We start from the raw sequence: 25,641 nt of genomic DNA, 5'->3' as shown, positions 1-25,641 counted from the left end.
GTGTTGACCTTGGCGTGGGCACGTCGCCACGCGGGCCGTGGTGGCCGCGACTCGTCGGTTTGGGGTATTTTGGGCCTTGGCTGGCGGATGTGAGGTGTGTGGTGGTCGGTTCGAGCCTGCCGAGTGGGCGCACCGCCGACGTGCCGGACGTACGTGCCTCGGCGCTCGCCGGCGTCCTGCTCGGCATCGCGACCATGGCGGCGGTGGACGAGATCGTCTTCCACCAGTTGCTGGCCTGGCACCACTTCTACGACCGGTCGACCCCCGCGGTGGCGCTGCTCTCGGACGGGCTGCTGCACGCCGCCGAGGTGATCGCCCTGGTCGGTGGGTTCTTCTGGTTCGCCGACCTGCGCCGGCGGCACGCCCTGTCGGCCCGGCTCGCCTGGGGTGGCTTCCTGCTCGGCGCCGGCGGGTTCCAGCTCTTCGACGGGCTGATCGACCACAAGGTCCTGCGGCTGCACCAGATCCGTTACGGGGTGCACCTCGTGCCGTACGACGTGGTGTGGAACGTGGCCGGCGCGGCGCTGTTGCTGGCCGGCGCCCTGCTGGTCCGGCGCGCCCGAAGGCGCGAGCGCCGCCGATGACGGTGGCCGTGCCGCCCGCGCTCGCGCACGGCGGGCACGCGGCGGGTGGGCCGGCCTGGCTCCCGCTGTTCCCGGTCGCCTTGCTGGCCGGCGGCTACCTGCTGGCCGCCGTGCGTGACCCCCGGGGTTGGGACCACCGGCGTACCGCCGCCTGGCTGGTCGGGTGCACAATGCTGGCGGTCGCCGTCGGGCCGTTGGCGCAGCTCCCGGACGACCCGCGCGGGCACGTGACGCAGCATCTGCTGCTCGGCATGCTGGCCCCGCTCGGGCTGGTGCTCGGCGCCCCGGTCACCCTGCTGCTGCGGGTCGCGCCCACACCGGTACGCCGGACGGTGGGCCGGTCGCTGCGCGCTCGCCCGCTGCACCTGATCGCGCACCCGGTGACCGCAGCGCTGCTCAGCACGGGTGGGCTGGCGCTGGTGCTGCTCACCCCGCTGTACGCGGCGGCCGAGCGGCAGCCCGTGCTGCACCACGCCGTACACCTGCACTACCTGGCCGCCGGCTACCTCTTCGCCTGGTCCCTGGCCGGGCCGGATCCGGCGCCGCGCCGGCCGGGGCTGGCGGTACGGGTCGGCGCGTTACTCGGTGCGGCGGCCGGCCACGCCGTGCTGGCCAAGTACCTGTACGCGCGGGCCGGCATCCTTCCGCCCGGCCTCGACAACCCGGATCCGGAGGCGTTGCGGGCCGCCGCCCAGCTCATGTACTACGGCGGTGACCTGGCTGAGCTGCTCCTGGCGGTAGCCCTCTTCGCCACCTGGTACCACCAGCACCCGCACCGCCTCCGTCCGTTGGCCAAGAGGTTTGCGGGAAGCTCTTGATCAACGGGGCCGGGGGTCGGAGATGCGCGATTGGAGGGCGGCGGAGAGGCGCTGGATGAACGTGCGGATGCTCTCCTCGCTGTGCCGGGTTTCGATCTCGTCGTTGAGCGGGACCTCCGAGCGCAGCGCCTGGTCCAGTGCGTCCAGCGTCGCGGTCCGGTCGCCCGGGTAGCGCCCGTCGATCACGCCACGGGCGACCCAGGCCACCACCGAGTCGTCGAGCACCTGCTCGAACTGGATTCCGTAGAGGATTCCGTTGATGTGGCCCTTCCACAGGTCCGTGGCCATGCTCGTCGACTCCCTGGAAGAGGTGGCTGCCGTCCCGGCCGGGATCCGGCTCTGCCGAGCCTGCCATCACTTTCCGGGACCTGCAGAGCCGTCAGGTCCGTCGCGGCCAGGTGTCGAGAATCGCCGCCGCCGGCTGGACGTCCCTCGCCGGGTCCGGAGCCGGGGTTGGTCGGTCGGCCGGCGTACGGTCGAAGCGAGGTGCCGGGGCCGGTTGGATCTCGCCGCCGACCTCGACGAAGGTGCCCCGCGCGGCGTTGTGCGGGTGTTGGTGCGCCGCACCGGGGGCGAGCACCGGCGCGACGCAGGCGTCCAGGTCGGTGAAGACCGCCGTCCACTCGTCCCGGGTCCGCTCGGCGAACCGTTCGGTGAAGCGCCGGCGCAGCTCGTTCCAGCCGCTCGGGTCGTACTGGGCGGGCAGGTCCGGGTCGTCGGCGAGGTCGAGGCCACTGAGGAGTACGGCGTAGAAGGCCGGTTCCACCGCGCCGACGGCCATGAATCCACCGTCGGCGGTGGCGTACGTGTCGTAGAACGGCGCGCCGCCGTCGAACAGGTTGCGCCCGCGCGGCGCGGACCACAGGCCACTGCCGAGCAGCCCGTGCAGGAACGACGTGAGCAGCGCCGACCCGTCCACCATGGCCGCGTCGATCACCTGGCCGACGCCGGAGCGTTCCCGTTCCAGCAGCGCGGCCAACACGCCGACGGCGAGCAGCATGCCCCCTCCGGCGAAGTCGGCGAGGAGGTTCATCGGCGGGTACGGGCGCTCGCCGACCCGACCCAGCGGCTCCAACGCCCCCGCCACCGCGATGTAGTCGATGTCGTGCCCGGCGCGGGCCGCCAGCGGGCCGTCCTGACCCCAGCCGGTCATCCGCGCGTACACCAGTCGGGGGTTGCGGGCCTGGCAGACCTCCGGGCCGAAGCCGAGCCGTTCGGCGACCCCCGGCCGGTACGCCTCGACCAGCACGTCCGCGCGCTCGGCGAGGCGCAGCAGGTCCGCCACGCCGGCCGGGGACTTCAGGTCCAGTGCGGTCACCCGCCGGCCGCGTTGCAACGGCCCACCGGTCGGCGCGGCCAGCCGCCCCGCACCCGGGCCTCCCGGTCGGTCCACCCGCACCACGTCCGCGCCGAGGTCGGCGAGCACCATGCAGCCGAACGGCGCCGGCGCGAGGCTGGCCAACTCCACCACCCGCACCCCGGCCAACGGCCCACCGCGCGCCGCCGTCACGCGACGCCCACCGGTTCGACGGGGTGGGCCGCGAGTCGGTCGACCAGGTCGGCCGGGGGCGTGAACCGGTCACCGTACCGTTCGGCCAGCTCGGCGGCGCGGGCCGCGAAACCGGCGGGACCGCCCGCGTACTGCCGGACGTAGCGGATGACCCCGCCGGTCCAGGCGGGGAAGCCGATGCCGAAGAGCGAGCCGATGTTGGCGTCGGTCTCGGTGCGCAGCACCCCCTCGTCGAGGCAGCGCAGCGCGTCCAGCGCCTCGGCGAAGAGCATCCGCTCCTGGAGGTCGGTGAACGGCACCGCCCGGCCGGCGTCGGTGACCAGGTCGGCGAGGCCGGGCCACAACCGGCCGCGGGTGCCGTCGTCGTAGGAGTAGAAGCCCCGACCGGCGGTACGCCCCGACCGGTCGTACGCGTCGACGAGCTCGTCCACGAGCCGGTGCGCGGGCAGCGGCAGGTACTCCTCGCTGGCCGCCTCGAACTGGCGGCGGATCCGCTGGATCAGGGTGAGACTGACCTCGTCGGCCAGCGCGAGGGGCCCGGTCGGGTAGCCGGCCTGCAACGCGGCCTGCTCCACCGACGCGGCGGGGACGCCCTCGGCGACCATGCCGACCGCCTCGTCCAGGAACCGACCGATCACCCGGCTGGTGAAGAAGCCCCGACCGTCGTTGACCACGATCGGGGTCTTGCCGATCCGCCGGCCCAGGTCGAACGCCCTTGCCAGGGCGGCGTCGCTGGTTCGCGCGCCGACCACGATCTCCAGCAGCGGCATCCGGTCCACCGGGGAGAAGAAGTGCATGCCGATGAAGTCGGCCGGCCGGTCCACTCCCTCGGCCAGCCCGGTGATCGGCAGGGTGGAGGTGTTGGAGGCGAGCAGCGCGCCCGGTGCCACCACCGGCAGCACCTCGGCGAAGACCGCCTTCTTCAGCGCCGGGTCCTCGAAGACCGCCTCGATCACCACGTCGCAGCCGGCCAACGCGTCCACCTGGGCGGTGGTGGTGATGCGGTCCAGCACGGCTCGGGCGTCCGTCTCCGTCGCGCGGCCCTTGCGTACCGTGCGGGCCAGCAACCGCTCGGCGTGCGCCCGCGCCCGACCGGCGGCCTCCGGTGTGACGTCCTTGACCACCACGTCCAACCCGGCGCTGGCGCAGGCGTACGCGATGCCCGCGCCCATCATGCCGGCGCCGAGCACCGCCACCCGGTGTACCGGCGGGGCGTGCACGTCTGTCGGTCGGGCCGCGCCGCCGTTGACGGCCTTCAGGTCGAAGAAGAAGGCACCGATCATGTTCTTGGCGACCTGCCCGGTGAGCAGGCCGATCAGGTGCCGGGTCTCCACGGTGAACGCGGTCTCCAGGTCGACCTGCGCGCCCTCGACGGCGGTCGCCAGGATCGCCTCCGGTGCGGGTAGCCGGGCACCCTTGAGCTGCTTGCGCAGCGTGGCCGGGAAGGCCGGCAGTTGGGCGGCCAACGAGGGGCTGGCCGGGGTGCCGCCGGGCATCCGGTAGCCCGGCCGATCCCACGGCTGGCTGGCCTGCGGGTTGGCGGCGATCCAGTCGCGGGCCCGGTCCAGCAGCTCCGCCTCGGTGGCCACCACCTCGTCGACCAGCCCGGCGGCCAGCGCGTCGGCCGGGCGCATCCGTCGGCCGGTGAGCAGGACCGTGGTCAGCGCCGTGGCCAGGCCGAGCATCCGTACCGTCCGGGTGACGCCGCCGGCCCCGGGCAGCAGGCCCAGGGTCACCTCGGGCAGCCCGAGCCGGCTGTCCGGCACGTCCAGCGCGATCCGGTGGTGGCAGGCGAGCGCGATCTCCAGGCCACCGCCGAGCGCGGAGCCGTTGACCGCGGCGACCACCGGTCGGCCGAGCGTCTCCAGCCGACGCAGGTCCCGTTTGATGGTGTGGAGCAGCTCGGTCAGTTCGGGCGCGTCGGCGCGGGTGGCCCGGACCATCTCCGGCAGGTCGCCACCGGCGAAGAAGGTGGACTTGGCGCTTGTCACGATCACGCCGACGAGATCGCGTTCGGCCTCCAGCCGGTCCAGTGCGGCTCTCATCGACGCGGCGTACGCCCGGTTCATGGTGTTGGCGGACTGGTCGGGGTCGTCCAGGGTGAGCGTGACGATGCCGTCGGCGTCGCGGTCGTACCGAATGGTGTTGGTCATGGTCGTCCCCCGGGTCAGCAGCGTTCGAGAACGGTGGCGACGCCCATGCCGCCGCCGATGCAGAGGGTCACCACGGCGCGGCGCAGGTCGCGGCGCTCCAACTCGTCCAACGCCGTGCCGAGCAGCATCGCCCCGGTCGCGCCGAGTGGGTGGCCGAGCGCGATCGCGCCACCGTTGACGTTCACCGCGTCGGGGTCGAGGCCCAGGTCGCGGACGTACTTGAGCACCACTGCGGCGAACGCCTCGTTGATCTCGAACAGGTCGATGTCGTCGACTGTCAGCCCGGCGACGGCGAGCGCCTTGTGCGTGGCCGGGATCGGGCCGGTCAGCATCAGCGTCGGGTCCGCACCGGTGACCGCCGCGCTGACGATCCGGGCCCGCGGGGTCAGGCCGAGGTCCCGGCCCACCTGCTCCGAGCCGATCAGTACGAGCGCGGCGCCGTCCACGATGCCGGACGAGTTGCCCGCGTGGTGGACGTGGTCGATGGCCTCCAACCAGTGGAACTTCTGCAGGGCGACCGCGTCGAAGCCGGCGGCCTCGCCCATGGTGGCGAAGGACGGGGTCAGCCGGGCCAGCCCTTCCCGGGTGCTCTCCGGGCGCGGGTGCTCGTCCACGGCGAGGATGTCCAGCCCGTTGCCGTCACGGACCGGCACCACCGAGCGCGCGAAGTGCCCACCGGCCCAGGCCTTGGCGGCCCGCTCCTGTGACCGCAGCGCGTAGCCGTCCACGTCGTCGCGGGTGAAGCCCTCCAGGGTGGCGATCAGGTCGGCGCTGACGCCCTGCGGTACGAAGGAGGTGGCAAGCGCGGTCTGCGGATCGGTGGCCCAGGCCGCGCCGTCGGAGCCCATCGGCACCCGGGACATCGACTCGACCCCGCCGGCGAGCAGCAGATGCTCCCAGCCGGAGCGGACCCGCGCGGCGGCCGAGTTGACCGCCTCCAGTCCGGAGGCGCAGAACCGGTTGAGCTGCACCCCGCCCACCTCGTCGGGCAGCCCGGCCAGCAGCGCGGCGGCGCGTGCCAGGTCGCCGCCCTGTTCGCCGACCGGGGTCACGATGCCGAGCAGCAGATCCTCCAGACGGCCCACGTCCAGGCCGGGGTTGCGCTCGCGCAACGCGTCGATCAGGCCGACCACCAGCGAGATCGGCTTGACCCCGTGCAGCGCGCCGGTGTCCCGGCCGCGTCCGCGCGGGGTGCGGACCGCGTCATAGACGTACGCCTCAGAGGGCACGGGCGATCAACTCCTTCATGATCTCGTTGGTGCCGCCGTAGATCTTCTGGACCCGGGCGTCGGCGTACATCCGGGCGATCGGGTACTCCGTCGTGTAGCCGTAGCCGCCGAACAGCTGCAGACACCTGTCGATGACCTCGCACTGCCCGTCGGTGAGCCAGGACTTCGCCATGGCCGCGGTCGCCGCGTCCAGGTCGCCGCGCGTGTGCCGGACGATGCAGTCGTCCAGGAAGACCCGGCTGACCCGGGTGCGGGTGGCGCACTCGGCGAGCACCATCCGGGTGTTCTGGTGGCCCATCAGCGTCTTGCCGAAGGCGGTGCGCTCCTTGGCGTACGCGACGGTCAGCTCGACGGCCCGTTCCATGGCCGCGACCGCGCCGACGCCGATGACCAGCCGTTCCTGCGGGAGCTGCCGCATGAGTTGGATGAAGCCCAGCCCTTCGGCGTCGCCGAGCAGGTTGGCCGCCGGCACCCGGAACTCGTCGAAGAACAACTCGGCGGTGTCGTTGGCGTGCAGCCCGATCTTGGACAGCAGGCGGCCCCGACGGAAGCCCTCCGGGTCGCCGCTCACCTCGCAGACCAGCAGCGAGACACCTGCCGCCCGCTGCTCGGGGTCGGTCTTCACGGCCACGATGATCAGGTCGGCCAGGCCGCCGTTGGTGATGAACGTCTTCGCGCCGGTGACCAGGTAGTCGTCGCCGTCGCGGACCGCCCGGGTCCGCATCGCCTGGAGATCGGAGCCGCCGTCCGGCTCGGTCATCGCGATCGCGCCGACCAGTTCACCGCTGCACAGGCCGGGCAGCCACCGCCGCTTCTGCTCCTCGCTGCCGTACGCGACCAGATAGCCGGTGACGATGCCACTGTGGACGGCCAGCCCGAGGCTGCTCTCCCCGGTGTACGTCTGCTCGTGCAGCAGCACTGCCTCGTGGGTGAACCGGCCGCCCCCGCCGCCGTACTCCTCCGGGACGGACAGGCCCAGCAGCCCCAGCTCACCGGCGCGCCGGTAGTGCTCGCGGTCCGGATGGCCCTGCGCCAGCAGGCGGTCGGTGTGCGGCAGCACCTCCTTGGTGAAGAAGGTGCGGGCCAGGTCCGCAAGGTCGTCGTGCTCGGGCTCGCGCCAGGCTGAGGGAGATCCGTCGAGCGGGGGCGTCGGCATGTGCACCACCCTCGCGCGCTGTTGGCGGCATGTCAATAAGTCTCGATCAACAGCCCGCCAGCGACACTCGCCCTAGCTGCCGGTCGACTCACGTCGTCCGGAGGCCGCCAACCGCTCAGCGAGTGCGACGACACGGTCGCGGAGTTCGTCGGGGCGTTCGATGACGAACGGCAGGTCGAGCGCGGCGAGCACAGCGGGTAGCCAGTCGAGGCTCGCTGCCCGGATCTCCACGTCCTGCCAGCCTTCGTCCGCACCCTCTCGCACCTCGGCGATGCTGGCCGGTAGCTGCCTGCGGATCTGCTCACGTGTTCCCTGTATCCGCAGCGACACCGCATGCTGGTACGGCGCCTGTGCCATCGAGGTGAGGAGGTGTCCTGCGGGATCGTTCCCAACCGGCGGCTCGAACGAGCCGGACAGCGTTCTCGCGTCCGCGATGCGGTCGAGCCGAAGGGTTCGATCCTCACCGATATCCGGATCGACCCCGGTGACATACCACCGGCCCGCATGGTTGACCAGCCCGAACGGATGCAGCGCGCGGACGCTACGCCTGCCGTCGCGCGAGGTGTACTGCAGTGAAATGGGCCGGTGCTGGCGGACCGCCTCGGCGACCGTGAGTAGGACGTCTGTCTGCGGCGCAGGGAAGTCGCCAGGTTCGGTGGTGAAGGCGAGGGACTGGAGTACGGCGTCCAGCCGGTCCGCGATCCGCGACGGCAGGACGCGCCGGATCTTCGCGGCGGCGGTCTCGCCCGCCGTACCGGTGGCCGTCGCCAACCCGGCACGGCGGCCGGCAACCAGGCCGAGGAGGACGGCCACGGCTTCGTCGTCGCTGAACATCAGCGGCGGCAGACGATAGCCGGCGGCGAGCCGATAGCCGCCGTAGCGACCGCGCACCGACTCCACTGGCACGTCGAGGTCGACCAGGTGACTCACGTAGCGCCGCACTGTGCGCGGCTCGACACCGAGGCGCTCGGCAAGCTCGGCCATCGTCCGGACGCCGCCGGACTGCAGGAGCCCCAGCAGTGCGAGCACCTGGGCTGTCGGTCGTGCCACGTTCTGAACCTAACTCGAATACTGGACCAGACCTGTCCAGTATTCGAGTTAGCGTTCGGACGACAGACCAGTACCAACCGTACTGAGCAGGGAGAAGACATGGATTTCGTATCGATCCGCATCATCACCGGCGACATCAACCGCCTGGTCGGCTTCTACGAGAAGATCACCGGCGTGCAGGCGGCCTGGGGTAACGAGGACTTCGCCGAGCTGCGCACCGCCCACGGCACGCTGGCGATCGGCAGTACCCGCACCGTCGCACTGTTCGCGCCGGGATCGGCCCGCCCGGCCGACAACCACACCGTGATCATCGAGTTCCTCGTGGCAGACGTGGACGCGCTCTACGAGAAGCTGAAGGATGTGGTGGAGGACCTCGTGAACGAGCCCACGACCATGCCCTGGGGTAACCGAGCCCTGCTCTTCCGCGACCCCGACGGCAACCTGGTCAACTTCTTCACCCCGGTGACCCCCGACGCGATCGAGAAGTTCGGCCGCTGACCAGGTTGGCGCGGCCGTGGCTCGGGTTTCGGCGGGCAGGACGGGGCGCCGCCCCCCACCAGGGCGGTGGGCGCGCTGGAGGAGGGCGGCGTGGCAGGGCCGTGAACTAGCGCCTCGGCGGCCGGGGCGGCGGCGTCGGGCGCATCGCGGCCAGAGTCGCCACGTCCTGGCGCAGCTCGCCAAGGTACGGGTAGAAGTAGTCGCCCGGGCACTCCGTCGGATCGGCCCCGACGCTCGCCCAGTCCCGGTGGCCCGAGATGACCGCCACGTTGCCACCCGCCCCGCTGACCGGATTGACGTATCCGGTCCGACCCGTGGGGTTGAGTCGACTCGTGAGGCTGAGCCCCGCCAGGACGAGGGCCAACGACCGTTGCGCGGCGGGGCTGGGCAGGCGGGACGTGTACCGGCCCAACAGGCAGACGCCGATGTTGCCCGCGTTGAAACCGCCCACGTGCGCCGCGTTGACCATGAGTGGTCGACCGTCGCTGCCGACCCCCGGGCCGTAGACCGGCTGCGGCCCCGCGTCGGAGTAGCGACCCTCGTAGACCCGTCCGCCCTCGTCGATCAACAGGTGGTAGCCGATGTCGCCGAACTCCTGCAGTACGCACTGGTCGTAGTAGATGGCGCGAACCGTCGCCGCCGGATCGGGGTCCTCGTTGTGCTCGTACACCCCACTGTGGTGCACCGTCAGCGTCTGCACCGGGTAGAACTCGCCAGGCCACAGCACGCTGCCGTTCGGGCCGAGCCGCAGCGACTCGTCAGCTCCCCAGCCGGACCGGGGCAGGTACGTCGGCGGCCGCCGGGTGCCGGGCGGCAGCGGAAGGCTGTTCGTCTCCGCGTTCGCGACCGTCTGCCGAGCCCCGTCGACCATGTTCAGCTCGACAACCGTGGCCGCCGAGCCGTCGCCGACCTGGACCTCGTATCCGGTCGCGCCGTTGGCCACCACGATGTCCGACCGGGCCGACACCGCCCGACCGTCCCGGCCGTTCGGGCACGCGCTGATCTCCAACCAGTCGCTCCACCCCTTGCCGGTACGCAGGCGTACCGCCGCCGCCGGGCCGCTGTGCGCGACAGACAGGTGAGTCAACGGGATGGCCGGAGCGGTCACCACCGTTCGGCTCATCAGTCGACCACGGCGGGCCGCGAGCGGCGCCGTCACCGTGGAGGTGGACGGGGCCGCTGTCGCCGACCCGCCGAACGCACCGGCGGCCGACAGGCCGACGGCCGCACCGGCCGCGCCAGACAACAATCGACGTCGAGAAACCAAGACTTCGCTCCCTTACTCAGTTGATCCGGTCCGATGGCATGGACGTTTCGGCCGCACTGGTCGGACTGTCACTGATGCGTGGCAAGGGTAGAGCAGAAGGTGGATCACCGCAGGCCGCTCGATAGGGTCGGGCAGATGAACGTCGAGACGGCTCCGCGCCGCCGCCGTCTGGAGCCGGACGCCCGGCGTGGGCAGATCCTGGCCTGCGCGGTCCGGCTGTTCGGCGAACGCCCGTACGCGGACGTGTCGACCACCGACGTCGCCCGCGAGGCGGGTGTCGCTCGCGGTCTGGTCAACCACTACTTCGGCGCGAAGAAGGACCTCTATCTGGAGGTCGTCCGGGTCATGGTGACCATCCCGGAGGTCGCCCTCGAACGGTTGCCCAAGGGTGACCTGCGGACCCGGGTCGACGCGAGCGTCTCCTGGTTTCTCGACGTGGTCTCGCGGCACAGCACCTCGTGGTTGGCGGCGGTCACCGCCCGGGGAATGGGCGGCGACGCCGACGTGGAGCGGGTGCTCGCCGAAGCCGAGGAGGTCGCCGCGGACCGCATGCTCGTCGCCGTCGGCCTGGCCGGCGAGGCGGGGCACCGGGAGGAGTTGCGGGCCATGGCTCGCGCGTACGGCGGGCTGGCCACGTCGACCGCCCGGGAGTGGCTCCAGCGCGGCGCGTTGACCCGCGCCCAGGTGCACCTGCTGCTCGCCACCACCCTGCTGACGATCGTCGAACAGGTCATCCCGCAGGCCATCGCCGGCGGCGATCCGGCGCGACCGGAGGGCTGACGGAGCCCGCTCAGGCGGCGCGGCGTCCGCCGGCCTGCCCGGCACCAGCGGAGCGGTCGGTACGCGCCGCCGGTGCGGCCTGCCCGGCATGCGCCGCCGGTGCGGCCTGGTCGGTACGCGCCGCCGGGGCGGCATAGCGGTCGGCGGCCTGCGCCGGGTACGACTCGGGGCGAACCACCCGCAGCGGCCGGTCCACCTCGTCGGCCCCGAACCGCCAGCGTGACGGTGCCGGTTGCCGCTGCGGCGCGGGTCCACCGGGGCGCAGACCGGGCCGGGACAGCACCACCGTGATCAGGTAGCCGACCACCAGGAAGCCGTGACTGACCAACCGCTCCCCGCCCACCGAGCCGGTGGCCAGGTCGTTGACCGAGAGCAGCAGCAACGTGCCGACGAACGCGCTGAGCATCGGCAGTAGCCCGGCCGGCGGGCTGCGGCGTACCGCGACGAAGAGGAAGCCGGCGCCCACCGCCACGTTCCACGCGGCCGACTCGTGCCACAGGTGCTGGCCGGTCGGGTGCAGGTGGTCGGCTGTCGCGCCCCGGCCCACCTGGGCCAGACCGAGCACCAACTGCACCGCGCCGAGCAGCCCGAGCGCCGCGCGCAGCCCGGTGACCAACCGACCACGCCCGAGCGCCGCGCGCAGGCCGGCCACCAGCCGACCAGCGCCGCCCAGACGCCGCCACCGCGATCGGCGGGTCGGCTCGGCCGCGACGGCGGCCAGGATCGCCGCGGTGCGGTCGGGCACATCGGCGACCAACCGGGTACGGACCCGACGCGTCACCGCGGCCGCGGCCGTGAACCAGGCCCGGCACTCGGCACACCCGTCGAGGTGCCCCTGCACCGCCGCCAGTTCGGCGGCGGTCTCCTCCCCGTCCAACTGCGCGGACAGGACCTCCCGCCACTGCTCACACCCCATGTACCGGTAGTCGCTCCAGCGACCGCTCCGGTTCCCGGCGACCGTGGCGGGTTGTGGAATACTCGCCGGATCATGACGCGTTACGGCCTGCTGATCCTGCCCGCCACCAACCGGGTGTACGCCCGCTCCGCCGTCGACCTCACCCGGGCCGAGCTGGAGATCTTCGGCCGTTCGGCCCTGGACGGCCAGGTTGGTGAGCTGGACACCGAGGTCGTCGGAGGGGCGTCCTACGTCACGTTCACCGGCGACGGGCTGACCGAACGTGACCTGGCCGTCCTGGGCAACCTCTCCGCGGGGTACGCGCTGTTCGAGATCGTCGGTGAGCTGCTGCGGCCGATCGAGTGGAGCCGACTGGACCGCTACGACGACGACCTGCTGACCATCCAGAAGTACCCCGGCAAGACCAACGAGCAGTTCACCAAGCTGCTGCTCAACGTCACCCTGCTCGCCTCGGACTGGGCCGGCGAGCTGACCAGCCGACGGTTCCGGGTGCTCGACCCGCTCTGCGGTCGGGGCACCACTCTCAACCAGGCCCTGATGTACGGGTTCGACGCCGCCGGCATCGAGCGCGACCAGAAGGACGTCGAGGCGTACCGGACGTTCATCACCACCTGGCTGAAGCAGAAGCGGGTCAAGCACCGGGTGCTGGAGTCGGGGCCGGTGCGGCGCGAACGCAAGGTGGTCGGCCGACGGGTGCGGATCGAGCTGGCGCCGACCCGCGAGGAGCACAAGGCCGGCCAGACGCAGTTGCTGGACGTGGTCAACGCCGACACGGCCCGCTCGGGGGAGTTCTTCCGCCCGGAGACCGTGGACCTGATCGTCGCCGACGCCCCGTACGGCGTGCAGCACGGCAGCCGTACCGCAGACCATGGCCTGACTCGCGACCCGCTGGCGTTGCTCGCGGACGCCGCGCCGGTCTGGGCCCGGTTGTTGCGCCCTGGCGGGGCGCTCGGGATCTCGTGGAACACCCACGTCGCCAGCCGCGAGGACGCGGCGGCGGCGCTTGCCGACGCCGGCCTCACCGTGGTCGACGAGGAGCCCTACCGCGCGCTGCGGCACCGGGTCGACCAGTCGATCATGCGCGACGTGCTGGTGGCCCGCCGCCCGGCCTGAACGGCCGCGCACCTCCGCCCCACCGTGCCATGCGCCACCCCATCCGGGTCGCATGGCCCTCGTGCGTTCCCTTTGCTCTGCACCCGCGGAGGCGCCAGCGTTCTGCACCGCCGGTCACCTTTGCTCTGCACCTGCGGAGGCGCCAGCTACCGACCGTGAGCGTCGCCTCCGCGGGTGCAGAGCAAAGGGGGCGGGTAACTGGTCCTGAACCTCGCGGACCACCGAGGGGTCTGTGCCGCATTTCACCTGTTCAGTGGGCAGGTGTGAAAACCACGTCAAGAAAAGGTTCGCCGCCGTCATGGTCGCGTTATGACCCCTGCCGTGCGGCGGGTGGTGGGGCTTTGCTTGCCCGGCGCGACCGGAAGGCGGTCGCGACGAACCTTTCCGGCTGAGGAGTCAGCGTGTCTGACGTGGTGTTCGTGGTCCTGACGGTGGCGCTGTTCGCAGTGCTCGCCCTGGTGGTCCGGGCGGTGGAGAAGCTGTGAACGCGGTTAACGCCGTCGGTCTGGTGCTCGCGATCGTTCTGGGCGCGTTCCTGGTGTTCGCCCTGTTGTTTCCGGAGCGCTTCTGATGACCATGACAACAGCGGGCGTCATCTTCATCGTGACGCTGGTGGCGGCCCTTGTCGCCGTCTACAAGCCGTTCGGCGACTACATGTTCCGGGCCGTCGCCGGCACGAAGCAGTCGCGGGTCGAGCGGGGCATCTTCCGGCTGGTCGGGGTCAACCCGGCCGCCGAGCAGACCTGGGGCGTGTACGCCCGCAGCGTGCTCGCGTTCTCCGCGGTCTCGATCCTGTTCCTGTACCTGTTCCAGCGGGTGCAGAACCACCTGTGGCTGTCGCTGGGCTTCGACCCGGTGGTGCCGCACGGTGCCTGGAACACGGCCGTGTCGTTCGTGACGAACACCAACTGGCAGTCGTACTCGGGTGAGTCGACGATGGGCCACCTGGTGCAGATGGCCGGCCTGGCCGTGCAGAACTTCGTCTCGGCGGCGGTCGGCATCGCGGTGGCGGTGGCCCTGGTACGCGGCTTCGCCCGCAGCCGCACCGGGCAGCTCGGCAACTTCTGGGTCGACCTGACCCGGATCGTGCTGCGGATCCTGCTGCCGATCGCCGTGCTCGGCGCCATCGCGCTGATGATCGGCGGCGTGGTGCAGAACCTCTCCGGTGGCACCGACGTGAGCACGCTGACCGGCGGCACCCAGACCATCACCGGTGGCCCGGTCGCCAGCCAGGAAGTGATCAAGGAGCTGGGCACCAACGGCGGCGGCTTCTACAACGTCAACAGCGCGCACCCGTTCGAGAACCCCACCACCTGGACCAACTGGCTACAGATCTTCCTGATCTTCCTGATCCCGTTCAGCCTGCCCCGGGTCTTCGGCCGGATGGTCGGGCAGAACCGGCAGGGCTACGCCATCGCCGCGGTGATGGGCATCCTCGCGTTCCTCAGCGTCGCCATCACCAACATCTTCGAGCTGGCCGGCCACGGCACGGTGCCGCAGGCGGTCGGGGCGGCGATGGAGGGCAAGGAGGTGCGGTTCGACGTGTCGAACTCGGCCACCTTCGCCGCCGCCACCACGCTCACCTCGACCGGTGCGGTGAACTCGTTCCACGACTCGTTCACCTCGCTCGGCGGCATGATGACGATGGTCAACATGATGCTCGGCGAGGTTGCGCCGGGCGGCACCGGTTCGGGTCTCTACGGCCTGCTGATCCTCGCGGTGATCACGGTGTTCGTGGCCGGGTTGATGGTGGGCCGCACCCCCGAGTACCTGGGCAAGAAGATCGGCTCACGGGAGATCAAGTTCGCCTCGCTCTACTTCCTGATCACGCCGATCCTGGTGTTGGTCGGCACGGCTGCGGCGTTCGCCACCGGCAACAACTCCACGGCGCTCAACGTCGGCCCGCACGGCCTCTCCGAGGTGCTGTACGCGTTCACCTCGGCCAGCAACAACAACGGCTCCGCCTTCGGCGGGATCACGGTCAACACCACCTGGTGGGACACCGCGCTCGGGTTGTGCATGCTGCTGGGCCGGTTCCTGCCGCTCATCTTCGTGCTCGCGTTGGCCGGTTCGCTGGCCCGCCAGGCACCCACCCCCGCGTCCGAGGGCACCCTGCCGACCCACCGACCGCTGTTCATCGGCATGGTCGTCGGCGTCACGGTGGTCCTCGTCGCGCTGACCTTCCTGCCCGCGCTCGCGCTCGGCCCGCTGGCAGAGGGGCTCTGACCACCATGAGGAACGAAGCAATGTCCGTCACCTCCGCTCCAACAGAGCAACTCCCCGGCACGCCGGCCACCCAGGGCAACCGGATCGGCGGGGGCCTGCTCGACCCCCAGCAGCTGATCCGGTCCCTGCCCGACGCGGTCCGCAAGCTCAACCCCAGCACGTTGTGGCGCAACCCGGTGATGCTGATCGTGGAGGTCGGCGCGGCCTTCACCACCGTCCTGGCGGTGCTCGACCCGTCGGTGTTCGCCTGGGCGATCACCATCTGGCTCTGGCTGACAGTGGTCTTCGCCAACCTGGCCGAGGCGGTCGCCGAGGGCCGGGGCAAGGCCCAGGCCGCCACGCTGCGCCAGGCGAAGAAGGACACCATCGCCACCCGGCTGGTCGACTGGAAGCCGGGCGCGCGGGCCAACACCTACCGCGACGAGGCGGTGCCCGCGCCGGAGCTGCGCCAGGGCGACGTCGTGCTGGTCGAGGCCGGCGGCATCATCCCCGGTGACGGCGACATCGTCGAGGGCATCGCCAGCGTCGACGAGTCGGCCATCACCGGCGAGTCGGCCCCGGTGATCCGGGAGTCCGGAGGTGACCGCAGCGCGGTGACCGGGGGCACGAAGGTGCTCTCCGACCGGATCATCGTCAAGATCACGCAGAAGCCGGGGGAGAGCTTCATCGACCGGATGATCGCCCTGGTCGAGGGGGCCAACCGGCAGAAGACACCGAACGAGATCGCGCTGAACATCCTGCTCGCCGCGCTCACGGTCATCTTCCTGCTGGCCGTGGTCACCCTCCAGCCGCTGGCGATCTTCAGCAAGGCGTACCAGGCGGCCGCCCCGGACAGCGGGGCGATCACCGGCTCCGGCGTCACCGGGGTGGTGCTGGTCTCGCTGCTGGTCTGCCTGATCCCCACCACCATCGGCGCGCTGCTCTCCGCCATCGGCATCGCCGGCATGGACCGGCTGGTGCAGCGCAACGTCCTGGCCATGAGCGGCCGGGCCGTCGAGGCGGCCGGTGACGTCAACACCCTGCTGCTGGACAAGACCGGCACCATCACGCTGGGCAACCGGCAGGCCGCCGAGTTCGTCCCGGTCGAGGGGGTCGACGCCGCGACACTGGCCGACGCCGCGCAGCTGTCCAGCCTGGCCGACGAGACCCCGGAGGGGCGCTCGGTGGTCGTCCTGGCGAAGAACGAGTTCGGGCTGCGCGAGCGCGAGCCCGGCGTGATGCCACACGCCACCTTCGTACCGTTCACCGCCCAGACCCGGATGAGCGGCGTCGACCTGACCCCGGACGCCAGCGTGGACGCTGGCGCGGTGGGCACGGCCCGCCGGGTCCGCAAGGGCGCCGCCGCCGCGGTGATGAAGTGGGTACGCGAGAACGGCGGCCACCCGACCGAGCAGGTCGGCGAGATCGTGGACGCGATCAGTGGCACCGGCGGCACCCCGCTCGTCGTCGCCGAGCACGTCGACGGTGAACCCGCCCGCGCCCTGGGCGTCATCCACCTCAAGGACGTGGTCAAGTCCGGCATGCGCGAGCGGTTCGACGAGATGCGCCGGATGGGCATCCGGACCGTGATGATCACCGGCGACAACCCGCGTACCGCGAAGGCCATCGCCGACGAGGCCGGGGTGGACGACTTCCTGGCCGAGGCGACACCTGAGGACAAGCTCGCGCTGATCAGGCGGGAGCAGGAGGGTGGCCGGCTGGTCGCGATGACCGGCGACGGCACCAACGACGCGCCGGCCCTCGCCCAGGCGGACGTCGGGGTGGCCATGAACACCGGTACGTCGGCCGCCAAGGAGGCCGGCAACATGGTCGACCTCGACTCCGACCCGACCAAGCTGATCGAGATCGTGGAGATCGGCAAGCAGTTGCTGATCACCCGTGGCGCGCTGACCACGTTCAGCATCGCCAACGACATCGCGAAGTACTTCGCGATCATCCCGGCCATGTTCGCCGGCCTCTACCCGAGCCTGGACGCGCTGAACATCATGCGGCTGTCCAGCCCGGAGTCGGCGATCCTGTCCGCGGTCATCTTCAACGCCCTGGTGATCATCGCGCTGATCCCGCTCGCCCTGCGCGGCGTGCGGTACCGGCCGGCCGCCGCGTCGAAGCTGCTCAGCCGCAACCTGCTGGTCTACGGGCTGGGCGGCATCATCGTGCCGTTCATCGGGATCAAGCTCATCGACCTGCTCATCCAGTTCATCCCGGGGATTTCGTGATGCGCCTACCCACCTGGATCGCCCAACACCTCGCCGCGCTGCGCGCCGTACTCGTCTTCACGGTGCTGCTCGGCCTGGTCTACCCACTGGCACTGGTCGCCATCGGTCAGCTACCCGGCCTCCACCACCGGGCCGACGGCTCGCTGATCACCTCGGGCGGAACGACCGTCGGCAGCGCGCTGATCGGCCAGTCCTTCACCGACGCGGACGGCAACCCGATCGCCCGCTACTTCCAGTCCCGCCCCTCCGCCGCCGGCGACGGCTACGACCCGACGTCCACCTCGGCCAGCAACCTGGGCCCGGAGAGCGTGGTCGACACCCTCGCCACCGACCCGGAGGAGTCCAGCGAGAGCCTGCTCACCCAGGTCTGCGGGCGCAGCAGGGAGATCGGCGAGCTGAACGGCGTCGACGGTCGACGCCCGTACTGCACCGACGACGGGGTGGGCGCCGTGCTCGCGGTCTTCCGCGCCGACGGCCTGACCGGCCCGGTCACCCGGGTGGTGAGCGTCAACCAGGCCGCCCCGGCGACGCCGTTCGTCTCCTCGTATGAGGGGGTGACGGTGGAGCCGGCCCAACCCGGCGAGGACTACGTGGCAGCCGGCGGGGTGGTCACCCCGATCCGGGGCGACGCGCCCGCCGACCCGGCGGTCCCCGCCGACGCGGTCACCGCCAGCGCCAGCGGCCTCGACCCGCAGATCAGCCCGGCGTACGCCGAGTTGCAGGTGAACCGGGTCGCGCGCGAGCGCGGCGCGGACCCGGCGGCGGTCCGCAAGGTGGTCAAGGAGCACACCGGCGGGCGGGGGCTCGGGTTCATGGGTGAGCCGGGGGTCAACGTGCTGGAACTCAACATCGCCCTCGACAGGCAGTTCGCCGCACGTTGAGCGCACCTCGGGCGGGGCCGTGCCGACCGGCGCGGCCCCGCCCGCCGACCTGACCAGGGAGGATGGTCCCCGTGCCACGCGGAGAACTGCGCATCTATCTCGGGGCCGCTCCCGGCGTCGGCAAGACGTACGCCATGTTGGAGGAGGCCCGGCGAAGGGCCGCGCGCGGCACCGACGTGGTGATCGGCTTCGTGGAGACCCACGGCCGGCAACACACCGCCGCGATGCTCGGCGACCTGGAGCAGGTGCCCCGCCGCACGATGGACTACCGGGGCGCCGAGTTCACCGAGATGGACCTGGACGCGGTGCTCACCCGCCGGCCACAGATCGCGGTGGTCGACGAGCTGGCGCACACCAACGTGCCCGGCTCCCGGCACGACAAGCGCTGGCAGGACGTCCAGGAGTTGCTCGACGCGGGGATCGACGTGCTGTCCACGGTCAACGTGCAGCACCTGGAGTCGGTCAACGACGTGGTCGCCCAGATCACCGGCACCACCCAGCGGGAGACCGTGCCGGACGAGATCGTCCGCGCCGCCGAGCAGGTCGAGCTTGTCGACATGACCCCGGAGGCGCTGCGCCGGCGGATGGCGCACGGCAACATCTACCGACCCGACAAGATCGACGCCGCGTTGGGCAACTACTTCCGGGTCGGCAACCTCACCGCACTGCGTGAGCTGGCACTGCTCTGGCTTGCCGACAAGGTGGACGAACAGCTCGACAGGTACCGCAGCCAACAGGGCATCGCCGCCACCTGGGAGGCCCGGGAACGGGTCGTGGTGGCGCTGACCGGTGGCCCGGAGGGCGAGACGTTGATCCGCCGGGCGGCCCGGGTCGCGGCCCGCAGCAAGGGCGCCGACCTGCTCGCCGTGCACGTGGCCCGCAGCGACGGCCTGGCCGGCGCCGACCCGGCCCAACTGGCCCGCCAGCGGGTCCTCGTGGAGAGCCTGGGCGGCACGTACCACCAGGTGCTCGGCACCGACGTGCCGGCCGCACTGCTGGACTTCGCCCAGGGCGTGAACGCCACCCAACTGGTGCTCGGGGCCAGCCGGCGGGGTCGCCTCGCGCAGATCTTCGCCCGGGGGGTCGGGGTGACCACCACCGCGCTGTCCGGCGCGATCGACGTGCACCTGGTCACCCACAAGCAGGCCGGCAAGGGCCGCCGGGCAACGGCCATGCCGGCGGCACTGTCCCGACGTCGCCGGCTGCTCGGCTTCGGCCTGGCGGTGCTGGGCATGCCGCTGCTCACCCTGCTGCTGAGGACGCTGCCCGACCTGACGCTGACCAACGACATCCTGCTCTTCCTCGCCGGAGTGGTCGGGGTCGCGCTCGTCGGCGGGGTGTGGCCGGCCCTGGTCGCCGCGCTCGGCGGGTCGCTGCTGCTCAACTGGTTCTTCACCCCGCCGTACCGGACGCTGACCATCGCCGAGGCGGACAACCTGCTCGCCCTGGCCGTCTTCGTCGGGGTGGCCCTCGCGGTGAGCTGGATCGTCGACGTGGCCGCCCGCCGTACCCGGGAGGCCGCCCGCGCCGCCGCCGACGCGCAGACCCTCGCCGCCGTCGCCGGTGGCGTGCTGCGCGGTGAACGCCCCCTGCCCGCCCTGCTGGAACAGCTCCGGGAGACCTTCGGGCTGCGCGCGGTGAGCGTGCTGGAGTTGGCCGCGGACGCCAGCGGCCGCCCGGAGCGGGCCCGCGAGGAGCACGCCTGGGATGTCGTGGCCAGCGTGGGCGACCAGCCGCCCTGCACCCCCCAAGGTGGTGAGACCGCCGTACCTGTCGACGACCGGATCACCGTCGTGCTCTGCGGTCGACGCCTGGAGGCCGCCGACCGGCGCATCGTCGAGGCGTTCGCCGCCCAGGCCGCCGTCGCGCTGCGCCAGGAACGCCTCGCCGAGGAGGCCGCCACCGCCCGGCCGCTGGCCGCCGCCGACCGGATGCGCACCGCGCTGCTCGCCGCGGTCAGCCACGACCTGCGTACGCCGCTGGCCTCGGCGAAGGCGGCGGTGACCAGCCTGCGCAGCCACGACATCGAGTTCGACGAGTCCGACCGCGAGGAGCTGCTGGAGACCGCCGAGGAGTCACTGGACCGGCTCGCCCGGCTGGTCGGCAACCTGCTGGACATGAGCCGGCTCCAGGCGGGCGTGCTCGGCATCTCGGCGAGCGCGATCGGCCTGGAGGACGCCGTACCCCTGGCGCTTGACGAACTTGGCCCGGCGGCCGCGACGGTCGGCACGGACATCCCGGCCGACCTGCCGGCGGCCACCGCCGACCCGGGCCTGCTGGAACGGGTGCTCGTCAACATCATCGCCAACGCCCTGCGCTACAGCCCGCCCGACCAACCGCCCACCGTGACCGCCAGCGCGCACGCCGGCCAGGTCGAGCTGCGGGTGATCGACCGGGGGCCGGGCATCCCGGAGGACCAGTGGGAGCACGTCTTCCTGCCGTTCCAACGCCTCGGCGACCGCGACAACCAGACCGGCGTCGGTCTCGGACTCGCGCTGTCCCGGGGGTTGGCCGAGGCGATGGGTGGCAGCATCACCCCGGAGACCACCCCCGGCGGCGGCCTCACCATGGTGCTGCGGCTGCCGGCCGCCGCGCAGACCAGCTCGGAGGGGCCGCGGGAATGACGCGCATCCTGGTCGTCGACGACGAACCGCAGATCCTGCGCGCGCTGCGGATCAACCTGCGGGCCCGCCGGTACGACGTGGACGTCGCCGCGACCGGCGCCGCCGCGTTGAAGGCAGCCGCCAGCCACCCGCCCGACCTGGTCGTGCTGGACCTCGGCCTGCCCGACATCGACGGCGTGGAGGTGATCCGCGGCCTGCGCGGCTGGACCACCGTGCCGATCATCGTGCTCTCCGGCCGGGCCGGCAGTGCGGACAAGGTCGCCGCCCTGGACGCGGGCGCGGACGACTACGTGACGAAGCCGTTCGGGGTCGAGGAGCTGCTGGCCCGCATCCGCGCGGTGACCCGTCGCCTCGGCGGGCCCAGCGAGGCGGTGCCGGCGCTGCGGATCGGCCAGCACACCGTCGACCTGGCCGACCACCGGGTACGGCGCGACGACGGCACCGAGGTCAAGCTGACCCCGATCCAGTGGAGCGTGCTGGAGAAGCTGCTGCGCCACCCCGGCAAGCTGGTCAGCCAGCGTCAGCTCCTGCAGGACGTGTGGGGGCCGGAATACCAGAACGAGACCAACTACCTGCGGCAGTACCTGGCCCAGTTGCGGCGCAAGCTGGAGGACGACCCGGCCCGCCCCCGCCACCTCATCACCGAGCCGGGAATGGGCTACCGCTACCGCCCCTGACCCGTTGACACCTGCCGGCAGAGATTGAAGAATTTCGTTAGCAGCGGCAGCGGCGTGCTTCTGTAACCGTCCCCTCCACCGGTTACCCCTCGGGAGCCCCGCCGTGTCCATGCCCCTGTCCCGTCGTCGGCTGTTGACCGCCGGCGGCGCCGGCCTCGTCCTGGCCGGCCTCACCGACCCGTTCCGCGCCGGCCCCGCCCGAGCCGCGGTCACCACCGCCGACCTGGTCGTCTACGGCGCCACCTCCGGCGGGTTGGCCGCCGCGATCACCATGCGCCGGCTCGGTCGCACCGCCGTGGTGGTGGAGCCCACCAGCCACATCGGCGGGCTGAGCACCGCCGGGCTGGGCGCCACCGACACCGGCGTCCAGGCATCCATCGGCGGCCTCGCCGCCGAGTTCTACCGCCGGGTGTACGTCAAATACCACGGCGGAACCCTCACGCCGACGTCGCCGCTGCGGATGACCTTCGAACCGCACGTCGCCGCCGACGTCTTCGCCGACCTGTTGGCCGAGGCGGGCGTGCCGGTGATCGTCGACGCCCGGCTCAACGGCGTCGGCCGCAGCGGCGACCGGATCACCGAGCTGCGCACCGAGGACGGGTCGATCTACCGGGGCGGGGTGTTCGTCGACGCCACCTACGAGGGTGACCTGCTGGCCATGGCCGGGGTGAGTTTCACCGTCGGGCGGGAGTCCAACGACACGTACGGCGAGACGATCAACGGGGTGCAGTCCGGCAACACCCACCAGTTCGCCTACCCCGTCGACCCGTACGTGACGGCCGGCTCGCCCGCCAGCGGCCTGCTGCCGGGCATCTCCGCCACGCCGCTCGCCCCGCGCGGCAGCGCCGACGACCGGATCCAGGCGTACTGCTTCCGGATGTGCCTGACCCAGGCGGCCAACCGGATCCCGTTCGGCAAACCGTCCGGCTACGACCCGATCCGGTACGAGCTGCTGCTGCGCCACATCCAGGCCGGCTACGTCGGACCGTACTTCACCACGCACTCGATCGGCGGCGGGAAGACCGACTCCAACAACAACGGTGCCGTGTCCACCGACAACATCGGCTTCAACCACGCGTACCCGACGGCGAGCTGGGCCGTACGGGAGAGCATCATCGCCGAGCACCGCACCTACCAGCAGGGGCTGATGTGGTTCCTGGCCAACGACCCCCGGCTGCCGGCGTCGGTGCGCGACTCGACCGCCCGGTGGGGGCTGCCGGTGGACGAGTTCACCTCCACGGGTGGCTGGCCGCCGCTGCTCTACATCCGCGAGGCCCGCCGGATGGTCTCCGCGTACGTGCTGACCGAGGCCGACTGTCGGGGCCGGGTACGGGCCGCCGACTCGGTGGGGCTGGCCAGCTACACGATGGACTCGCACAACTGCCAACGGGTGGTCGTCGACGGAAAGGTGCGCAACGAGGGGGACGTGCAGATCGGGGTGCCCGCGCCGTACCCGGTGAGCTACCGGGCGATCGTGCCGCACCGGGCGCAGTGCGCCAACCTGGTGGTGCCGGTCTGCCTCTCGGCGAGCCACATCGCGTACGGCTCGATCCGGATGGAACCGGTGTTCATGATCCTCGGCCAGGCGGCGGCCACCGCCGCGTCGCTGGCCCTCGCCGGGAACCTCGCCGTGCAGGAGGTGCCCGTGCCCACCCTCCAGGCCCGGCTGCGGCAGGACGGCGCGGTGCTGGAGTGGGGCTCGACGAGCGAGGTGATCCTGGACAACGCGGCGAGCAGCGGCATCACCCGGGCCGGCACGTGGCTGCGCAGCACCAGCGTCGGCGGCTTCTACGGCCCGGACTACGAGCACGACGGCAACACCGCCAAGGGCGTCAACCGGCTGCGGTTCCGCCCGACGCTGCCCGCCGCCGGCTCGTGGACCGTGCACCTGCGCTGGACCGCCAACCCGAACCGGGCGACGAACGTGCCTGTCGACATCGAATACTCCGGCGGGCTGGTCACCCGCACGGTGGACCAGCGGCAGGCCGGCGGCCAGTGGGTCGCGCTGGGCACCTACCCGTTCACGGCGGGCAGCGACGGCAGCGTGCTGATCCGTACCGAGGACACCGACGGCCACGTGGTCGCCGACGCGGTCCGCTTCGTCCGCGCCTGACCGGCGGCCGGTGCGCGGGCCGGCACTGTCGGCGCGGCCCGGTCGCCGCTGCTCGGGTCGAGCGGCGGTGCCACCAGCAGCGGATCGACCTGGATCACGTCGATGCCGAGCGGGCGCAACATGCCGCGCAGCGCGGACTCGCACAGCTCTTCCCAGTGCTGATCCGCGCCCATCGCGGCGACCAGAAGCTCCGGTCGGGTGAAAGCGATGCCCACCCGCTGCCCCTGTGGCGAACGGCCGGTTCGCACCGTCCGCACCAGCCGTCCCGGCAGATCGCGCACCGGAACGGCAAGGATTATCGGGACGTGTCGGCTCATGCGGCGGACACCACCCAGGCCGAGGTGCCCTTCGCGGTACGCGGGTCGGCCGGCGTGGTCAGGTCGAGCGCGCGGAGGACGTAGTTGGCCTCCGCCACTTCCACTCCGGCGCGCAGGCGCAGATCGGCCACGGCACGGTGCAGCACTGTCATGCGGTCGGCGGAGAGGCGGACCACGGCGTCGACGTCGGCGGCGATCCACCACGCGGCGACGGCGCACGGCTCGTGCCGCAGGTACTCCACCAGGTGACTGCCGGGCGCGGACGGGCCGAGCCGGACGCTGACCAGCGCCTCGTGCCGACGCTCCGGCTCGTCCGCCCAGGTCGCGGGTTCGCTGGGGCTGCTGTCGGTGTCGGTGCCGGGTGGCAGGTCTCCGCGTTCCCAGCGTGTCATCCGCCAAGGACTCATGGGCCCATCGTCACCACCGGGCGACGCCGCAGCACCCCCTCGATACGCCGTTTCGACGGGCCACCGCCATTTCTTGACGCCCCGTTCACGCTGGGGCGCTTCCGGCTCAGAACTCGACGCCCACCAGCCGCTCCGACACCGTCCACAGCCGTGCCGCGTCACCAGTGCCGCGCGCGGAGCGGTACACGGCCAGCTCGGTCGGTTTGCCGGTGAACTGCCCCAGCCCGTCCGGGCCGTAGAACGCCCCGCCTTGCGCCTGTGGGCTGGTGGCGGCGTAGAGGGCGGGGAGCAGGCCGGCGTCCACCGAGTGCACCAGGACGCCCCAGCGGGCCAGCCGGCTCATGATCGAGTGGTGCAGTGAGGGTCGGCTGCGGCCCAGGTTGGGACCGGACGCGTACAGGTTGGTCATCGTCGTGCCCGGGTGGGCGACGTTGCTGACGATGCCCCAGTCGCCGGCCCGGCTCCGTCGGTCCAGTTCCAACCCGAAGTGCAGGGTGGCCAGCTTGGAGGCGTTGTAGGCGCGGATCGCCGCGTACCGGTGGGTGCTCTGCAGGTCGTCCCAGTCGAGCCGGCCGGAACGGGCGGCGCTGCTCGACATGGTGGTGACCCGGGCCCGTCCGGCCCGCAGCAGCGGCAGCAGCCGCCCGGTCAGCGCGAAGTGCCCGAGGTGGTTGGTGCCGAACTGCAGCTCGAAGCCCTCGGCGGTGGCGTGCCGGGTCGGCGGCGTCATCACGCCCGCGTTGTTGATCAGGAGGTGGATCGGTCGGCCCTCGGCGAGCAGCGTGTCGGCAAGCGCGGCCACCGAGTCCAGCGAGGCGAGGTCCAGCTCCCGGGTCGAGACGACGGCACCCGGCGCGGCGGCCCGGACGGCGTCCAGCGCGGCGGCGCCCTTGGCCGGGTTGCGGACCGGCAGCACCACCTCGGCCCCGGCGCGCGCCAGCCGGGTGGCCAGGCCGAGGCCCAGGCCGTCGCTGCCGCCGGTGACCACGGCGATCTTTCCGGTCAGGTTCGGAACTGTCAGGTCGAGCACAACATCTCCCAGGTCGACGGTGTCCCTCATCGGTCACCGCCAAGCCTGGGTCGTTCGCCGACCACCACCCAGGGTC

Annotated in this window: 23 protein-coding genes; 12 read left to right on the top strand and 11 right to left on the bottom strand. The window is 71.9% G+C overall.

Translation table 11 applies throughout. The annotated features are described in order from the left end of the window. The first annotated feature begins 101 nt into the window (after positions 1 to 101). Both AB0B57_RS21655 and AB0B57_RS21650 read left to right on the top strand, forming a co-directional pair. Positions 102 to 584, top strand: a complete 483-nt coding sequence (locus AB0B57_RS21655) for a DUF2243 domain-containing protein (protein WP_357072494.1) — start codon at positions 102 to 104, stop codon at positions 582 to 584. After that, positions 581 to 1,402 (top strand): cytochrome c oxidase assembly protein, encoded by an 822-nt coding sequence (locus AB0B57_RS21650; protein ID WP_357072491.1) that lies wholly within the window; start codon positions 581 to 583, stop codon positions 1,400 to 1,402. Before AB0B57_RS21655 ends, AB0B57_RS21650 begins: the two co-directional genes overlap by 4 nt. Here the strand turns inward: AB0B57_RS21650 and AB0B57_RS21645 are convergent, their stop codons facing one another. The 6 genes from AB0B57_RS21645 to AB0B57_RS21620 all read right to left on the bottom strand — a co-directional run bounded on the left by AB0B57_RS21645 (position 1,403) and on the right by AB0B57_RS21620 (position 8,500). Next, positions 1,403 to 1,690 carry a hypothetical protein gene (locus AB0B57_RS21645; protein ID WP_357072488.1) on the bottom strand — a complete coding sequence of 96 codons (288 nt, stop codon included), beginning with the start codon at positions 1,688 to 1,690 and terminating at the stop codon, positions 1,403 to 1,405. Between the two features lie 91 nt (positions 1,691 to 1,781). Beyond that, complete coding sequence (locus tag AB0B57_RS21640; RefSeq protein WP_357072485.1) at positions 1,782 to 2,912, bottom strand: CaiB/BaiF CoA-transferase family protein; 1,131 nt, start codon at positions 2,910 to 2,912, stop codon at positions 1,782 to 1,784. Then, positions 2,909 to 5,065, bottom strand: a complete 2,157-nt coding sequence (locus AB0B57_RS21635; protein WP_357072481.1) for a 3-hydroxyacyl-CoA dehydrogenase NAD-binding domain-containing protein — start codon at positions 5,063 to 5,065, stop codon at positions 2,909 to 2,911. The genes AB0B57_RS21640 and AB0B57_RS21635 overlap by 4 nt, the downstream gene beginning before the upstream one ends. Before the next feature lie 14 nt (positions 5,066 to 5,079). Beyond that, entirely contained in the window at positions 5,080 to 6,294 is a 1,215-nt protein-coding gene (locus AB0B57_RS21630) for an acetyl-CoA C-acetyltransferase (RefSeq protein ID WP_357072478.1), read from the bottom strand. Next, complete coding sequence (locus AB0B57_RS21625) at positions 6,284 to 7,450, bottom strand: acyl-CoA dehydrogenase family protein (protein WP_357072475.1); 1,167 nt, start codon at positions 7,448 to 7,450, stop codon at positions 6,284 to 6,286. Before AB0B57_RS21625 ends, AB0B57_RS21630 begins: the two co-directional genes overlap by 11 nt. A gap of 72 nt (positions 7,451 to 7,522) precedes the next feature. Continuing rightward, complete coding sequence (locus AB0B57_RS21620; RefSeq protein ID WP_357072472.1) at positions 7,523 to 8,500, bottom strand: YafY family protein; 978 nt, start codon at positions 8,498 to 8,500, stop codon at positions 7,523 to 7,525. Between the two features lie 99 nt (positions 8,501 to 8,599). Between AB0B57_RS21620 and AB0B57_RS21615 the strand changes: the two genes are divergently transcribed. Continuing rightward, positions 8,600 to 8,998: a VOC family protein gene (locus AB0B57_RS21615; RefSeq protein ID WP_357072469.1), complete on the top strand. Its 399-nt coding sequence runs from the start codon at positions 8,600 to 8,602 to the stop codon at positions 8,996 to 8,998. A 106-nt stretch (positions 8,999 to 9,104) separates the two neighbouring features. Here AB0B57_RS21615 and AB0B57_RS21610 read toward each other — a convergent pair whose 3' ends face one another. Beyond that, positions 9,105 to 10,265: a peptidoglycan recognition family protein gene (locus AB0B57_RS21610; RefSeq protein WP_357072466.1), complete on the bottom strand. Its 1,161-nt coding sequence runs from the start codon at positions 10,263 to 10,265 to the stop codon at positions 9,105 to 9,107. Between the two features lie 135 nt (positions 10,266 to 10,400). On the opposite strand from AB0B57_RS21610, the gene AB0B57_RS21605 reads away from it, so the two are divergent. After that, positions 10,401 to 11,045: a TetR/AcrR family transcriptional regulator gene (locus tag AB0B57_RS21605; protein WP_357072463.1), complete on the top strand. Its 645-nt coding sequence runs from the start codon at positions 10,401 to 10,403 to the stop codon at positions 11,043 to 11,045. Between the two features lie 10 nt (positions 11,046 to 11,055). On the opposite strand, the gene AB0B57_RS21600 is transcribed toward AB0B57_RS21605, so the two are convergent. Next, a complete protein-coding gene (locus AB0B57_RS21600; RefSeq protein WP_357072460.1) occupies positions 11,056 to 11,961 on the bottom strand; it encodes a zf-HC2 domain-containing protein in 906 nt (301 codons plus the stop codon). Between the two features lie 72 nt (positions 11,962 to 12,033). Here AB0B57_RS21600 and AB0B57_RS21595 point away from each other — a divergent pair, with 72 nt between their 5' ends. From AB0B57_RS21595 to AB0B57_RS21560, 8 genes are all read left to right on the top strand, one after another. Beyond that, positions 12,034 to 13,074, top strand: a complete 1,041-nt coding sequence (locus AB0B57_RS21595; RefSeq protein ID WP_357072456.1) for an SAM-dependent methyltransferase — start codon at positions 12,034 to 12,036, stop codon at positions 13,072 to 13,074. A gap of 481 nt (positions 13,075 to 13,555) precedes the next feature. Next, on the top strand, positions 13,556 to 13,645 hold the full coding sequence (gene kdpF, locus AB0B57_RS21590) for a K(+)-transporting ATPase subunit F (protein WP_036390805.1): 90 nt from the start codon (positions 13,556 to 13,558) through the stop codon (positions 13,643 to 13,645). Next, positions 13,645 to 15,300: a potassium-transporting ATPase subunit KdpA gene (gene kdpA, locus AB0B57_RS21585; protein WP_357072451.1), complete on the top strand. Its 1,656-nt coding sequence runs from the start codon at positions 13,645 to 13,647 to the stop codon at positions 15,298 to 15,300. Before kdpF ends, kdpA begins: the two co-directional genes overlap by 1 nt. Positions 15,301 to 15,320: 20 nt before the next feature. Further along, a complete protein-coding gene (kdpB, locus tag AB0B57_RS21580) occupies positions 15,321 to 17,516 on the top strand; it encodes a potassium-transporting ATPase subunit KdpB (RefSeq protein ID WP_357072448.1) in 2,196 nt (731 codons plus the stop codon). After that, positions 17,516 to 18,397 (top strand): potassium-transporting ATPase subunit C, encoded by an 882-nt coding sequence (locus AB0B57_RS21575; RefSeq protein WP_357072445.1) that lies wholly within the window; start codon positions 17,516 to 17,518, stop codon positions 18,395 to 18,397. Before kdpB ends, AB0B57_RS21575 begins: the two co-directional genes overlap by 1 nt. A gap of 71 nt (positions 18,398 to 18,468) precedes the next feature. Continuing rightward, the gene (locus tag AB0B57_RS21570; RefSeq protein ID WP_357072442.1) at positions 18,469 to 21,021 is read left to right on the top strand and encodes a DUF4118 domain-containing protein; all 2,553 of its coding nucleotides are present in this window, start codon (positions 18,469 to 18,471) and stop codon (positions 21,019 to 21,021) included. Further along, positions 21,018 to 21,698 (top strand): response regulator, encoded by a 681-nt coding sequence (locus tag AB0B57_RS21565; RefSeq protein ID WP_357072439.1) that lies wholly within the window; start codon positions 21,018 to 21,020, stop codon positions 21,696 to 21,698. Before AB0B57_RS21570 ends, AB0B57_RS21565 begins: the two co-directional genes overlap by 4 nt. A gap of 109 nt (positions 21,699 to 21,807) precedes the next feature. Then, positions 21,808 to 23,811 carry an FAD-dependent oxidoreductase gene (locus AB0B57_RS21560; RefSeq protein ID WP_357072743.1) on the top strand — a complete coding sequence of 668 codons (2,004 nt, stop codon included), beginning with the start codon at positions 21,808 to 21,810 and terminating at the stop codon, positions 23,809 to 23,811. Here AB0B57_RS21560 and AB0B57_RS21555 read toward each other — a convergent pair. From AB0B57_RS21555 to AB0B57_RS21545, 3 genes are all read right to left on the bottom strand, one after another. Beyond that, positions 23,712 to 24,128: an SAV_915 family protein gene (locus AB0B57_RS21555; protein ID WP_357072436.1), complete on the bottom strand. Its 417-nt coding sequence runs from the start codon at positions 24,126 to 24,128 to the stop codon at positions 23,712 to 23,714. The two genes, AB0B57_RS21560 and AB0B57_RS21555, sit on opposite strands and share 100 nt — an antisense overlap. Beyond that, positions 24,125 to 24,535, bottom strand: a complete 411-nt coding sequence (locus tag AB0B57_RS21550) for a hypothetical protein (RefSeq protein WP_357072433.1) — start codon at positions 24,533 to 24,535, stop codon at positions 24,125 to 24,127. Before AB0B57_RS21550 ends, AB0B57_RS21555 begins: the two co-directional genes overlap by 4 nt. A 106-nt stretch (positions 24,536 to 24,641) precedes the next feature. Then, positions 24,642 to 25,595 carry an SDR family oxidoreductase gene (locus AB0B57_RS21545; protein WP_357072430.1) on the bottom strand — a complete coding sequence of 318 codons (954 nt, stop codon included), beginning with the start codon at positions 25,593 to 25,595 and terminating at the stop codon, positions 24,642 to 24,644. Positions 25,596 to 25,641 lie beyond the last annotated feature (46 nt).

It is taken from the genome of Micromonospora sp. NPDC049101 (genome assembly GCF_040648675.1).
In the GTDB taxonomy this organism is placed as follows: Bacteria; Actinomycetota; Actinomycetes; order Mycobacteriales; family Micromonosporaceae; genus Micromonospora.
Note: the sequence above shows the minus strand (reverse complement) of the source record. Positions and strands in the feature narration are given on the sequence as shown.